This window comes from Janthinobacterium sp. UMAB-56, from assembly GCF_900095265.1.
GTDB lineage: Bacteria > Pseudomonadota > Gammaproteobacteria > Burkholderiales > Burkholderiaceae_D > Janthinobacterium.
In genome coordinates this window covers 44,322-58,509 of the sequence record NZ_LT607660.1, presented here as the reverse complement: position 1 = coordinate 58,509, position 14,188 = coordinate 44,322, and the positions used below count along the sequence as shown (strand labels likewise).

The window sequence follows — 14,188 nt, the reverse complement described above, 5'->3', positions numbered from 1 at the left end:
GTTTGAACTTGCAAGCATTATACAAGCGGCAGGCGCATTTCCCCGTGACGCCGGAGAAGGTATTGCCTTTCCACTGCATTAGTAGCCAGCGTTGCCGCCCGGGCATACGCCGCCAGCGCGCCTGAGCGGTTGCCCTGGCGGCGCAGCAAGTCGGCCCGGGCAGCGTGCAGATAATGCGAATTGGCAAGGCTGGGCAAGGCTTCCAGGCGATCCAGCCACGCCAGGCCGTGTGCGGCGCCATGCGCCATGGCGCAGGCGATCACGGCATTGAGCAAAATCAGCGGCTCCGGCTTGTGCCGCAGCAAGGCGCCATACAGGGCGCTGATCTGGCGCCAGTCCGTCTGGCTGGCCGCAACCGCCCTGGCGTGCAAGGCGGCTATCGCCGCCTGCAATTGGTATGGCCCCGGCGCGCGCGCCGGCAGGGCCTGTTCCAGCACGGCCAATCCCTCGGCAATCAGGGCCTCACCCCACAGGCGCCGGTCCTGTTCTTCCAGGGTCAGCAAATATCCTTCGGGCGACAGGCGGGCCGGACCGCGCGACGCCTGCAGCAGCATCAGTGCCAGCAAGCCCTGCACTTCCGGCTGGCCAGGCTGCAAACTGTCAAGCAGCCGTCCCAGGCGCAGCGCCTCTGCGCACAGGTCCGCGCGCAGCAGGCTAGCGCCGCCGCTGGCGCAATAGCCTTCACTGAAGACCAGGTAAATCACGTGCAGCACTTGCGCCAGCCGTTGCTGCAGCTCTCGCTTCGGCGGCAAGGCGAAAGGGATGCGCGCTTCGGCGATCTTGCGCCTGGCACGCAATAGACGCTGCGACAGGGCCGCTTCCGCCACGCCGAAGGCGCGCGCGATCTCGACCGTGGACAGCCCACACAAGGTGCGCAGGGCCAGCGCCACCTGCGCCTCGGGCGCCAGCGCGGGATGGCAGCAGATGAACAGCAGGCGCAAACGGTCATCCTCGATGACAGGCGCTTCTTCAATCACGGACATAGGCAGGCAGGACAGCACGGCCTCGCCATCGGCCACACTCTTGCCCGCGCGGCGCACCTGATCGAGGCCAGCATTGCGCGCCACGGCACTGAGCCAGGCGGCGGGATTGGACGGGATGCCCGTCTGCGGCCACAGTTCCAGCGCCTTGCGGCACGCTTCCTGCAGCACATCTTCGGCCAGGCCCAGATCAGCAAAGCGCCGCATCAAGCCAGCCAGCACCCTGCCCCTTTCCTGGCGAAAGACGTGTTCGACGGCCGCAATGGCGTCGCCGGCCATGTTTATGCCGTGACGGGCCGTACTTCGATGGTGCCCAGGGAGGCCGCAGGACAACGCCCGGCCCAGGCCAGCGCCTCGTCCAGGTTGGCGCAGGCCAGCAGATAATAGCCGCCCAGTTGCTCCTTGGTTTCCGCGAACGGCCCATCCGTGATGACAGGCTTGCCGTTTTGCACGCGCACGCTGGTGGCGCTGCGCACGGGCGCCAGCTCGGCCCCGCCACGCAGCACGCCGGCCGCTTCCAGCGCTTGCGTATAGCTGGCAAAGTTGGCCATCAGGCTGGCCATCTGGCCCTCTTCCATGGCGTCATAGCGCGCCTCGTCGGCGTAGATCAGGATCAGGTATTCCATAGTCTTCTCCAAAAGAAAAATGCCCGCAAGCGCGGGCATTCATACGACGAACGGGGCGGCGGTTATCCGACAGATTACCGCATTATTTTTAACTCAATGTTTATGGCCGCAGCTCGGGCCATGCACATGACCGGAAGATTGCTTGACCGTCATGTCGGCCTTGGCGTCGCGGCCGCTATCGCCCGGGTAGCCGGCTGCCGCCAGGCGGTCCAGGTAATCCTGCCACAGTGTCGCTTGCTGCGCGCCCAGCTTGTACAGATAAGCCCAGGTATACAGGCCGGAATTGTGGCCATCGCTGAAAGTCGGCTGCACGGCATAGTTGCCGACCGGCTCCAGGCCCGTGATACCGACCAGGCGCTTGCCTAATTGCAAGGTTTCCTGGCCCTTGCCATGGCCCTGCACTTCGGCCGACGGCGAATACACGCGCAGGTATTCGAAGGGCAGCGCAAACTGGCTGCCATCGTCGAAAGCCACGTCGAGCACGCGCGACTGGTTGTGCACGGTCAAGCCCGTCGGTTGGGGCGTTGCTACTTTTTCAATCATGACAATACTCTATGCGGATAAACGTTGAATGATGGCGTCGCGCAAGGCGGGCAACAGGGCGCGGCGCGCGGCCAGGACGGCGGGCGCCGTCTCGCGCTGCACGACTGCCCAACTTGGATTGGGGAAATGCGCGTCGTCACGATAACGGGGAATCACGTGCCAGTGCACGTGCGGCGTCATGTTGCCAAAACTGGCCAGATTGACCTTTTCCGGCTGCATCACTTCACGCACGGCCAGCTCGACTTGCCACACGACTTCCATGACATAGTTGCGCTCGCCCGGCGTCAAATCCGTCATTTCCTTCACGTGCTTGTTCCAGATCACGCGGCAGAAACCGGGGTAGGCAGCCTCATCGACGGCCACCACGGACAGGCGCTCGCTGCGCCACAGCAAGGTTTCCAGACCCTGCTTGTTGGCGTAGCCGTCCAGCAAGTTGCATAGATCGCAACTCGTATACATCACACCAGCACCCGTTCGATGCCGCCGTCATTGGCGCGTTTCACGTAATCCGGCATCCAGTTCTCTCCCAGCAAGTGTTTGGCGATCTCGACGACGATGTAGTCGGCTGTCGTGCCCGAATCGTCATTGTAGCGCGACAAGCCTTGCAGGCAGGACGGGCAGCTGGTGAGGATCTTCACGTCGCCCGTGAAGCCGTCGCCGCGCAGCTTGTCGGCGCCCTTGACCATCTCTTCTTCCTTGCGGAAACGCACTTGCGTGGAAATGTCGGGGCGCGTGACAGCCAGCGAACCCGATTCGCCGCAGCAACGGTCGTTCTTCTCGATCTTCACATTGTCTACCGTGCTGATCAGGGAGTTGATGGTCTTGCCCGATTCCTGCAGCTTCATCGGATTGTGGCATGGCTCGTGGTACATATAACGCGTGCCGTTGACGCCTTCCAGCTTGACGTTTTTCTCCAGCAAATACTCATGGATATCCATGATGCGGCAGCCAGGGAAAATCTTTTCAAACTGGTACGTTGCCAGCTGGTCGTAACAGGTGCCGCACGAGACGAGCACCGTCTTGATGTCGAGGTAATTGAGCGTGTTGGCCATGCGGTGGAAGAGGACGCGGTTATCCGTCATCATCTTTTCGGCCTTGTCGAATTCGCCCGCGCCCCGCTGCGGATAACCGCAGCACAGGTAGCCCGGCGGCAAGACCGTCTGCACGCCCACTTCCCACAGCATCGCTTGCGTGGCCAGGCCCACTTGCGAGAACAAACGCTCCGAACCGCAACCGGGGAAGTAGAACACGGCTTCCGTATCGGCCGTCGTCGTCTTCGGATTGCGGATGATCGGAATGACTTTATCGTCTTCGATGTCGAGCAGCGCGCGCGCCGTTTTCTTCGGCAAGTTGCCCGGCATCTTTTTGTTGATGAAGTGGATCACCTGCGCCTTGACGGGCGGCTTGCCCGTCGATGGCGGCGGCGCCTTGGTTTGCTTCTTGGCAAATTTCTTCAACAGATCGTGGCCCAGGCGCTGCGCCTTGTAACCCCAGCCGATCATGACCTTGCGCGTGGCGTTGATGGTCACGGGATCGGTGGCGTTGAGGAACAGCATGGTCGCCTTGGTGCCTGGATTAAAGCTCTTCTTGTCCATCTTGCGCAGCAAATTGCGCATATTCATCGACACGTCGCCAAAGTCGATGTTGACCGGGCAAGGCGTGACGCATTTATGGCAGACCGTGCAATGGTCGGCCACGTCCTCGAACTCTTCCCAATGCTTGATGGAAATACCGCGGCGCGTCTGCTCTTCGTACAGGAAGGCTTCGATCAGGGACGAGGTCGCCAGGATCTTGTCGCGCGGCGAGTACAGCAAGTTGGCGCGCGGCACGTGCGTCGAGCAGACGGGTTTGCACTTGCCGCAACGCAAACAATCCTTGACGCTGTCGGCGATGGCGCCGATATCGCTTTGCTGCATGATCAGCGATTCATGCCCCATCAGGCCGAACGATGGCGTATAGGCATTGCGCAAGTCGGCGCCCATGCCTGGCAGGTTCAGCAATTTGCCCTTGTTGAAACGGCCTTCCGGATCGATGCGCTGCTTGTAGCTGCGGAACTCGCCGATTTCCTCTTCCGTCAGGAATTCCAGCTTGGTGATGCCGATACCGTGTTCGCCGGAAATGACGCCATTGAGCGAGCGGGCCAGTATCATGATGCGGCCCACGGCTTCGTGGGCGTCTTGCAGCATTGCGTAATTGTCCGAGTTGACGGGCAAGTTCGTGTGCACGTTGCCGTCGCCTGCATGCATGTGCAGCGCGACAAACACGCGGCTACGCAAGATGCGCGCGTGAATCGCCGTCGCCTCGTCGAGTATCAGTTTGAAGGCGGCGCCGTTGAAGATCTGGCGCAACTGGGCGCGGATCTCTTGCTTCCAGGTCACGCGCACGGTGCGGTCCTGCACCACGTCGAACACGGTGGCGTCAGGCTGTGTTTCCAGGCGTGCATCGAAGACGGGCAGCAAGCGCTCCAGGCCCAGTTCGGCCAGCTCGCCCTTCACGTCGGCCAGTGGGCGGTCCAGCTGGGCCAGCAGATAGGTCCAGCGTGCCGTCACTAGCGCCAGCAACTGCTGTGCCTGCTCGGCGCGGTCGCCCAGCATTTCCGCATCGTCGACCCCGTCATCTGACGCATCGTCGCTCTTGCCGACTGGCAAATTGCCCTTGGCAAAAAATTCGCTCAAGGCCTCGGCCAGTTGCAACTTGTTCTTGATCGACAGCTCGATGTTGATGCGCTCGATGCCATCCGTGTATTCGCCCATGCGGTTCAGGGGAATCACCACGTCTTCATTGATCTTGAACGCATTGGTGTGCTTGGCGATCGCGGCCGTGCGGGCACGGTCGAGCCAGAATTTCTTGCGCGCTTCCGGGCTGACGGCGACAAAACCTTCACCCACGCGGGTATTGGCGATGCGCACCACTTCCGACGCCGCTTGCGCGACGGCATTTTCATCGTCGCCGACGATGTCGCCAAACAGGGCCATCTTCGGCAGCACGCCCCGTTTCGACTTGGTGGCGTAGCCGACGGCGCGCAAATAGCGCTCGTCCAGGTGTTCCAGGCCTGCCAGGCGGATGCTCGTGTATTGCTCGCCCTTGGCCGGCAAGCCATCGAGGTAATCCTTGATTTCCACGATCGACGGGATCGCGTCGCGCGCTTGGCCAAAGAATTCCAGGCAGACGGTACGGGCGAATTTCGGCATCTTGTGCAAGATCCAGCGCGCCGACGTGATGAGACCGTCGCAGCCTTCTTTCTGGATGCCCGGCAAGCCGGCGAGGAATTTGTCCGTCACGTCCTTGCCCAGGCCCTCTTTGCGGAACTTGCGGCCAGGAATTTCCAGGATTTCCGTCTTGAACGGCGCGTTCGGCTTCGTCGCATCGCGCGTGCTCGGGTGGCGCCATTCCAGCTGGAAACGTGCCAGTGCAATATCGTGAATCTTGCCCAGGTTATGGTCGAGACGGGTGACGTCGAGCCAGTCGCCGTTCGGGTCGACCATGCGCCACGAGGCCAGGTTGTCCAGCGCCGTGCCCCACAGCACGGCTTTCTTGCCGCCCGCATTCATGGCGACGTTGCCGCCAATGCAAGAGGCGTGCGCCGAGGTCGGGTCGACGGCAAACACGAAACCGGCCTTTTCAGCCGCTTCCGACACTTTGTTCGTGATCACGCCTGCGCCCGAATGGATGGTCGCGTATTCGTGGCTCAATCCCGGCAAGACCGTCATTTCGACGGCGCCCAGGGTAATGAGTTTTTCCGTGTTGATGACGGCCGACATCGGCGTCAGGGGAATCGCGCCGCCCGTATAACCGGTGCCGCCGCCGCGCGGGATGATGGTCAGCCCCAGCTCGATGCAGCCTTTCACCAGGCCGGCCATTTCTTCTTCCGTGTCGGGCGTGAGTACGACAAACGGGTATTCCACCCGCCAGTCGGTGGCGTCCGTCACGTGCGACACGCGCGTCATGCCATCGAAGCGCACATTGTGTTTTTCGGTGTAGCGACCCAGCACCTTGACCGTGCGTTTGCGCAAGTCATAGGTCTTGCGGAATTCGTCGCCGAAGTCGGCCACGGCCTTGCTGGCCGCCTTCAGCAGCAGCTCCACATTTCGGCTGCGCGCCTGCGCCACTTCCGGCGCCTCACCGCTGGCGGCAGCATCGCCGCCAGCAGCATCGATGGACAGGCGGCGCTTGTCGACTTCGGCCAGGCGGTGATGCAAGGCATCGATCAATTCCTGGCGGCGCTTCGGATTGTCGAGCAAGTCATCCTGCAGGTAGGGGTTGCGGCGCACGACCCATATGTCGCCCAGCACCTCGTACAGCATGCGGGCCGAACGGCCCGTCTGGCGGGCGCCGCGCAGCTCGTCGAGCAGGCGCCAGGAGTCCTCCCCCAACAGGCGTATGACGATCTCGCGATCGGAAAACGACGTGTAGTTATACGGGATTTCGCGCAGGCGGCTTGCTGCGGGACCATTCGGCGTTTCTGCCAGTAAAGCTTGGATTTGTGCGGGAGCGTTCATGGAGTGTGGTGACGATGTGGACTGGACCCTAAAGGCCCATTTTATCTTATTGCGCCGCACCATGCGGGAACAGCCTTAGGCGGCCTAAGGTTTAAGCACCTCCTCCGCTACCATAGCAAATATGGAAAAGCCTTCTATTGCATGAATAAAAAACCAGTATTAGTGCTTTTTTGACGCAAAAATGCTAAGAATCAGACTGTGCTGCAAACTATCGAACTGCCCAAAAATGGGGCAAACCAGCGTTGCAATACGCTCCGTTTTCGTGCCGTTTACGCCAGCATTTGTCCAATCCGGTGCCACACGCCATCGGGCACGTAGAGCAGCAAGCCCGTCATGGTCAGATAGCGCGCGCACTTGCCGATGGCCATGTAGACCACGCTGGGCCAGAACGGCAACTTGAGCCAGCCGGCCAGGGTGCACAGGGGGTCGCCCACGACGGGCAGCCAGGCCAGCAGCATGGTCTTGGCGCCATAGCGGGCCAGCCAGCGGAACCAGCGCGTGTCGCGTTCCTTGGCGAACGCCTGCTTGGCCCGGTAGCCCATCCAGTAGTCGACGATACCGCCCAGGGTATTGCCCAGGGTGGCGACGCCGATGGCGGCCCAGAACAGCGCGGGATTGGCCTTGATGACGGCAAACACGGCCGGTTCCGAGCCGAGCGGCAACAAGGTGGCGGAAATAAAGCTGATCAGAAAGACCGATGTCAGCCCGACTTCCGGCGCTGCGATCAGTTGCAGCAGCCAGGCGATTGCGGATTCGATCATGGAACACTTCGCGATGCAGTAAGGCTCTCCATTATAATGAACAGCAGCCTGGGCGCCGCACAATCCGCGCCGACCGGCAAAGGCATACCCGCCCGCAGTTCCACAGAGCATTATTGTCGCCAGGCTATCCGCCGCGGCGCCGCCGCTATCGCCCGACACGCTCCAGACCCTTTCTGGCCCAGAATCACTTGCTTGCAGACTATGAACATCGACTACCTCAAGAAAATCCTGACCGCCCGCGTCTATGACGTCGCTACCGAAACGCCGCTGGAACTGGCCCCTGCCCTGTCGCAGCGCCTGCAGAACCAGATTTACTTCAAGCGCGAGGACATGCAAAGCGTGTTCAGCTTCAAGATTCGTGGCGCCTACAACAAGATGGCTCAGCTCAGCGATGCGGAACGCAAGCGCGGCGTGATTTGCGCCTCGGCCGGCAACCATGCCCAGGGCGTAGCCCTGTCAGCGGCGCGGATGGGCTGCCGCGCCGTCATCGTCATGCCGACCACCACGCCCCCCGTCAAGATCGACGCCGTCAAGGCGCGCGGCGGCGTGCACGTGGAAATCGTGCTGCACGGCGAGTCCTACACGGATGCTTACAACCATGCGCTGACCCTGGAAAAAGAACAGAAGCTGACCTTCGTGCATCCGTTCGACGACCCGGATGTGATCGCCGGCCAGGGCACGATCGGCATGGAAATCCTGCGCCAGCATGCCGGCCCCATCCACGCCATCTTCGTCGCCATCGGCGGCGGCGGCCTGATCGCTGGCGTGGCTGCCTACGTGAAACAGATTCGCCCCGACATCAAGATCATCGGCGTGCAAACGGTCGATTCGGATGCCATGGCGCGCTCGCTGAAAGCGGGCGAACGGGTCACCCTGCCCGATGTAGGCCTGTTTTCGGACGGCACGGCCGTGCGCCTGGTAGGCGAGGAAACCTTCCGTTTGGCGCAGCAATATGTGGATGAAGTCATCATCGTCGACACGGATGCCATCTGCGCCGCCATCAAGGATGTGTTTACGGATACGCGCTCCATCCTGGAACCGGCCGGCGCACTGGCCATCGCGGGTGCCAAGGCCTATGTGGAGCGGGCCAGCCTGAGCAAGCACCCCATCATCAACCAGACGCTGGTCACCATCGCCTGCGGCGCCAACATGAATTTCGACCGCCTGCGCTTCGTCGCCGAGCGCGCCGAACTGGGCGAATTCCGCGAAGCCGTGTTTGCCGTCACCATGCGCGAACAGCGGGGCAGCTTCAAGCGCTTCTGCTCGCTCATCGGCGCGCGCAATGTGACGGAATTTAACTATCGCATCAGCGATGAAAAAGCCGCGCACGTGTTCGTCGGCATTCAAATTGCCGATCGGCATGAATCCAGCGTGCTAGCGAAGACCTTCGAGGAACACGAATTCAAGACCCTGGACTTGACCCACGACGAGCTGGCCAAATCGCACATCCGCCACCTGGTGGGCGGCAAGAGCCGGCTGGCCCAGGACGAGCTGCTGTACCGCTTTGAATTCCCCGAGCGCCCGGGCGCGCTGATGCGCTTCCTCGACAGCATGGCGCCGAACTGGAATATTTCCCTGTGCCATTACCGCAGCCAGGGCGGCGACGTGGGCCGCATCCTGGTGGGCCTGCAAGTGCCCCCCGATGAAATGGGAGAATTCGCCCGCTTCCTCGATACCCTGGGCTACCGTTACTGGGATGAAAGCAGTAATCCTGTGTATAAGCTGTTTCTAGGGTAAGCATCAGCCCCCAACGGCGGCTACTCGCCGTTGGGGGAATTAAGCTACCATGCGTGCTTGACTGAATTCACGCCATTACCATGACCACCACCAACGACCTCGCCGAACTGTCTCCCCTGGGCAAAAGCTCTGCCTACCGCAGCGATTACGCGCCGGAATTGCTGTTTCCCATTCCGCGCCAGGGCAAGCGCGACGAACTGGCATTGCACGGCACCTTGCCCTTCTTCGGCCTCGATATCTGGAATGCGTATGAACTGTCGTGGCTGAACCAGCGCGGCAAGCCGCAGGTGGCCATCGCCAAGGTCAGCGCGCCGGCCGATTCGCCGAACATCATCGAATCGAAATCGTTCAAGCTGTACCTGAACTCCTTCAACCAGACCAAGCTGGATAGCCCGGATGCGCTGCTGGCCCTGCTCAAGCAGGATTTGTCGAACGGTTTCGGCGCGCCCGTGCAAGTGGAACTGACCTTGCAGGAAGATTTCGGCAAGCTGAAAATGGGCGAATTCGACGGCGTGCTGCTCGACCGCCTGGATCTGGAAATCACGCAATACACACCTTCGCCGCTACTCTTGAAGGCGGCGCTGGATGAAGCCCCCGTGGAACAAAAGCTCGTCTCACACTTGCTCAAATCGAATTGCCTGGTGACGGGCCAACCCGACTGGGGCAGCGTGCAGATCGAGTACGCGGGACCGCAGATCGACCAGGAAAGCCTGTTGCGCTACCTGATCGGTTTCCGTGAACACAATGAATTCCACGAGCAATGCGTGGAGCGCATCTTTGTCGATATCTTGCGCCAGTGCAAGCCGCAAAAACTGTCCGTGTATGCACGCTATACACGCCGCGGCGGCCTCGATATCAATCCCTGGCGCAGCAACTTCAGCACGGGAGCGATGCCGGGCAATCTGCGCAATGCGCGCCAGTAGCACGGGCGCCACACGCTGAAACCATGCCAACAGGAATGTTGACTGTGTTTTAAAACAACGTTGCAGTAGTGCCGCAGAGCATGTCAAAGACGCTGAAAAATCGGAAAATCGGCATTCGGCGGCGGAAAAACCGGCGCGCCGCGTGTTTTTAATCAAGAAATAGCCGATACACCCGGATGTTATTTTTTTAATAAAATGATGACGACATGGGCTGCAGCGTCCACTGCGCCCGCAGCGGGCGTATACTGTTGAGAATTGGCGTTACAGGCTGCCGAAACAGGCCTATAATTCGGCTCGCAAGCCCTCTGCGCATTGCACCATTTCATTGAGTGTCATGACTAATCTTAGCAAAATACTATCCCCCGAAAACGTCCTGCTGGACCTGGAAGTTTCCAGTAAAAAGCGTGCCTTCGAGCAAGCAGGCCTGATCTTCGAAAACAATTACGGCATCGCCCGCTCCACCGTGTCGGACAATCTGTTTGCCCGCGAACGCCTGGGCTCGACAGGCCTGGGCCATGGCGTGGCCGTGCCGCATGGCAGAGTCAAGGGCAGCAAGACCCTGAAGGCCCCGCTGGGCGCCTTCGTGCGCCTGGCCGAACCGATTCCCTTCGAGTCGCCCGATGGCAAGCCCGTCAATCTGCTGTTTTTCCTGCTGATTCCCGATCATGTCACCCAGCAACATCTGGAAATCCTGTCGGAAATTGCGGAAATGTTTTCCGACGATGCCTTCCGCACGGCGCTGGCGACGGACCCGGAACCCAAATCCGTGCATTCGCGCATCGTCAATTGGCAACCCAGTCTGCAAGCGGCGGGTTAAACTTCAGGTATTCCTCCACTCCTGAAGAAGACTGCCATGTTGCAAACGCCGCTGACGATACAACGCCTGTACGACGATAATCGTGAAAGTCTGCAACTGGGCTGGTTCGCCGGCTTTCCTGGCGGCGAACGCCTGATCTCGGGCGACGTCTCGTCGGCCGCCGACCAGGTGGGCCACTTGAACCTGATCCATCCGGGCCGCATCCAGGTCTTCGGTCACCAGGAAATCAATTACTACCAGCGCCTGAAGGTCAACACGCGCACCCACGTGATCGGCGAACTGATCGCCGGCGGCCCGCCCGCGCTGATCATCGCGCAAGGGCTGGAAACCCCGCCCGACATCCTCGCCATCTGCGACGAGCAAAACATTCCCCTGTTCTCCACCCCGCTGCCGGCCGCGCAAGTGATCGACTTCCTGCGCGTCTACCTGTCGAAAAAGCTGGCGCAGCGCATCATCATGCATGGCGTGTTCATGGACGTGCTGGGCGTGGGCGTGCTGATCACGGGCGATTCGGGCCTGGGCAAGAGCGAGCTGGGCCTGGAACTGATTTCGCGCAGCCACGGCCTGGTGGCCGACGACGCCGTGGAATTCTCGCGCATCGCACCGAATATGATCGAAGGCCGCTGCCCGCCCCTGCTGCAAAACCTGCTGGAAGTGCGGGGCCTGGGCTTACTCGACATCAAGGCCATCTTTGGCGAAACGGCCGTGCGCCGCAAGATGCGCCTGAAGCTGATCGTGCACCTGGTGCGTCGCAACGCACTGGAAGAGGAAGTCGAGCGCCTGCCCTTCCTGTTCCCCACGGAAGACGTGCTGGGATTGCCCGTGCGCAAGGTCGTCATTCCCGTCGCCGCCGGCCGCAACATCGCCGTGCTGCTCGAAGCGGCCGTGCGCAATACGATTTTGCAACTGCGCGGCATCGATACCTTGCAAGAGTTCATGGAGCGGCAACGACTCGCCATGAGTGGCGATTAATGTTGCCAAGGAGTTCGCCCTTGCAAGGGCGAACCGTTGCGCAGGCGGAGAGCAATGCTCTCCGAAACCCCTGCTACACCAGCGGTTGGCAATGAGTGGCGACTAGTCTGCAGTGGAGTTCGCCCTTGCAAGGGCGAACCGTTGCGCAGGCACGCAGCAACGCTGCGTGAATTCCCTGCTGCACCCGGAATTTTTCTTAACCAACACTGCAGCCAAAATTGCAATAATTTGTAAAGATAGTTGCCTCGGGAGCGCAGCGCCGATCTTTATTGTATGATCGGCCTATGCATATCGTCCTTATCACCGGAATATCCGGCTCCGGTAAATCCGTCGCGCTCAATGTGCTGGAAGATGCCGGCTACTATTGTGTTGACAACTTGCCACCGGCGCTGCTGCCCAGCCTGGTGCAAACCCTGCTCGATGAAGGCACACCGCAACTGGCCGTCGCCGTCGATGCGCGCAGCGCCGAGTCGCTGACCAGCCTGCCGCACAATGTGGCCCTGTTGCGTGACCAGGGGCACGACGTCAAGGTCATGTTTTTGACGGCCACCACTCATGCGCTGGTGGCGCGCTTCTCGGAAACACGGCGCAGCCATCCGCTGTCGCATGAATTGCGTCCGAACCATAATCCCGCCAGCCGCCGCACCTTGATCGAATGCATCTCGGAAGAACGCGAGCGCCTGTCGGCCATCGAGCAACTGGGCCATGTGATCGATACCTCGGAACTGAGCGCCAACAAATTGCGCGCCTGGATCAAGGATATCGTCGCCTCCGAACGCGCGCCGCTGACCCTGTTCTTCGAATCGTTCGCCTTCAAGCTCGGCGTACCGCTGGACGCCGATTTCGTGTTCGACGTGCGGGCCTTGCCGAACCCCTATTACGACCTGGCGCTGCGCCCCCTCGATGGACGCGACGCACCCGTGATCGCCTTCCTCGATGCGCAGCCGAGCGCGCTGGAACTACTGGCCGATATCCGCGCCTTCATCGAGAAATGGTTGCCATCATTCAAGTCCGACAACCGCAGCTATCTGACGGTGGCCCTGGGTTGCACGGGCGGCCAGCACCGCTCCGTGTACATGGCGGAACGGCTGGCGCAGTATTTCGGCCCGAATGAACGCGTAGTATTGCGCCACCGCGAACGCGCCTAGTTAATCCAGATGGCGCAGCGGATGCGCTTGCGCCGGCCAGACGGGTGCAAAGAAGCGCGCCACCATGGCCGCATCGACCTCGTCCAGGCTGGCAGGGTTCCAGCGCGGCGCATTGTCCTTGTCGACCACCAACGCGCGCACGCCCTCGAGCACTTCGCCATGTTCGAAATTGTGGCGCACCACGCTGCGCTCCATGCGCAGGCAATCGGCCACGCCCAGGTGGGCGCCCCGCCGCAGCAATTCCAGGGTCACCGACATCATCAGAGGGGAACGCTGGCGCATGGCCGCCAGCGCCTTGCCGGCAAACGCACTGTCGTCCTGCGCCAGCGAGGCCATGATGGCGGCCACAGGGCCGGCGCCAAAATGGCGGTCCAGCGCCGCGCGCGCCGTGGCCAGCGCAGAAACACCCACCTCGGCCTGGAAGGGCGCCGCCAGCGCCTTGATGGCCACTGGCAAGGCCTCGCCTGGCGTCGATTCGAACAGGGCCCGCAGCGCCCCCATCTGCGCCTCGGGCAGGTAGACATCGGCCAGGCCCGTGTACAGGGCATCGGCCGCACTGATCGTCAAGCCCGTCAAGCCCATATACAGGCCCAGCTGACCGGCCAGGCGGGACAGGAAATAGCTGCCGCCCACGTCGGGGAACAAGCCAATATTGACTTCCGGCATGGCCATGCGGGTGCGTCCCGTGACGATGCGCAGGCGGTTGCCAGGGCCGGCTTGCGCCACGCCCATGCCGCCCCCCATCACCACGCCATCCATCACGGCGATATACGGCTTCGGATAGAAATGAATTAAATGATTTAAAGCGTATTCTTCCGTAAAGAAATCTTCCAGTTGGGCGCTGCCACCTTGCGGCGTGGCCAGCCCCGCATCGTAAAAGAAGCGGATGTCGCCGCCGGCGCACAGGGCCTTTTCGCTGCTAGAGCGGATCACGACGGCGTCTACCTGCGGATCGTCGCGCCAGGCCAGCAGGGCCGAGTTCAAGGCGCGTACCATGTCCAGCGACAGGGAATTCAAGGCTTTCGGACGGTCGAGCACGATGTGCCCGGTGCGGTGGCGGATGGAGATCTGGACGAAGTCGCTCATGGCAGGCAGGAAAGAAGTGAAAGTGCAAACATTCTAGCGCCTTCGGACGCAACATTGCGTTCCCATGGTGCCGCGCGACAAGGGGGACTGGCGCAA

At 61.3% G+C, this 14,188-nt stretch carries 12 protein-coding genes; 5 read left to right on the top strand and 7 right to left on the bottom strand.

What is annotated here, in order from left to right; all coding sequences use genetic code 11:
* Positions 1–17: 17 nt before the first annotated feature.
* The 6 genes from K0F85_RS17880 to K0F85_RS17855 form a co-directional block, all read right to left on the bottom strand.
* Positions 18–1,259, bottom strand: coding sequence for an RNA polymerase sigma factor (locus K0F85_RS17880; RefSeq protein ID WP_219117316.1), 1,242 nt, complete (start codon positions 1,257–1,259; stop codon positions 18–20).
* A 2-nt stretch (positions 1,260–1,261) separates the two neighbouring features.
* Positions 1,262–1,606 carry a YciI family protein gene (locus K0F85_RS17875; RefSeq protein ID WP_219117315.1) on the bottom strand — a complete coding sequence of 115 codons (345 nt, stop codon included), beginning with the start codon at positions 1,604–1,606 and terminating at the stop codon, positions 1,262–1,264.
* Between the two features lie 93 nt (positions 1,607–1,699).
* Positions 1,700–2,149, bottom strand: coding sequence for a gamma-butyrobetaine hydroxylase-like domain-containing protein (locus tag K0F85_RS17870; protein ID WP_219117314.1), 450 nt, complete (start codon positions 2,147–2,149; stop codon positions 1,700–1,702).
* A 9-nt stretch (positions 2,150–2,158) separates the two neighbouring features.
* Positions 2,159–2,608, bottom strand: a complete 450-nt coding sequence (locus K0F85_RS17865; protein ID WP_219117313.1) for an HIT family protein — start codon at positions 2,606–2,608, stop codon at positions 2,159–2,161.
* Positions 2,608–6,648 carry a DUF3683 domain-containing protein gene (locus K0F85_RS17860; protein ID WP_219117312.1) on the bottom strand — a complete coding sequence of 1,347 codons (4,041 nt, stop codon included), beginning with the start codon at positions 6,646–6,648 and terminating at the stop codon, positions 2,608–2,610. Before K0F85_RS17860 ends, K0F85_RS17865 begins: the two co-directional genes overlap by 1 nt.
* A gap of 269 nt (positions 6,649–6,917) precedes the next feature.
* Positions 6,918–7,409: a YqaA family protein gene (locus K0F85_RS17855; protein WP_219117311.1), complete on the bottom strand. Its 492-nt coding sequence runs from the start codon at positions 7,407–7,409 to the stop codon at positions 6,918–6,920.
* A 201-nt stretch (positions 7,410–7,610) separates the two neighbouring features.
* On the opposite strand from K0F85_RS17855, the gene ilvA reads away from it, so the two are divergent.
* From ilvA to rapZ, 5 genes are all read left to right on the top strand, one after another.
* A complete protein-coding gene (gene ilvA / locus K0F85_RS17850; protein WP_219117310.1) occupies positions 7,611–9,146 on the top strand; it encodes a threonine ammonia-lyase, biosynthetic in 1,536 nt (511 codons plus the stop codon).
* 80 nt (positions 9,147–9,226) lie between these two features.
* Entirely contained in the window at positions 9,227–10,069 is an 843-nt protein-coding gene (gene queF, locus K0F85_RS17845; protein ID WP_219117309.1) for an NADPH-dependent 7-cyano-7-deazaguanine reductase QueF, read from the top strand.
* A gap of 334 nt (positions 10,070–10,403) precedes the next feature.
* Positions 10,404–10,886: a PTS sugar transporter subunit IIA gene (locus tag K0F85_RS17840; protein ID WP_219117308.1), complete on the top strand. Its 483-nt coding sequence runs from the start codon at positions 10,404–10,406 to the stop codon at positions 10,884–10,886.
* 36 nt (positions 10,887–10,922) lie between these two features.
* Positions 10,923–11,858 carry an HPr(Ser) kinase/phosphatase gene (hprK, locus tag K0F85_RS17835; protein WP_034753337.1) on the top strand — a complete coding sequence of 312 codons (936 nt, stop codon included), beginning with the start codon at positions 10,923–10,925 and terminating at the stop codon, positions 11,856–11,858.
* A 284-nt stretch (positions 11,859–12,142) separates the two neighbouring features.
* Positions 12,143–13,006: an RNase adapter RapZ gene (gene rapZ / locus K0F85_RS17830; RefSeq protein ID WP_219117307.1), complete on the top strand. Its 864-nt coding sequence runs from the start codon at positions 12,143–12,145 to the stop codon at positions 13,004–13,006.
* Here rapZ and K0F85_RS17825 read toward each other — a convergent pair whose 3' ends face one another.
* Positions 13,007–14,092, bottom strand: a complete 1,086-nt coding sequence (locus K0F85_RS17825) for an enoyl-CoA hydratase/isomerase family protein (RefSeq protein WP_219117306.1) — start codon at positions 14,090–14,092, stop codon at positions 13,007–13,009. It abuts the gene before it with no gap.
* Positions 14,093–14,188 lie beyond the last annotated feature (96 nt).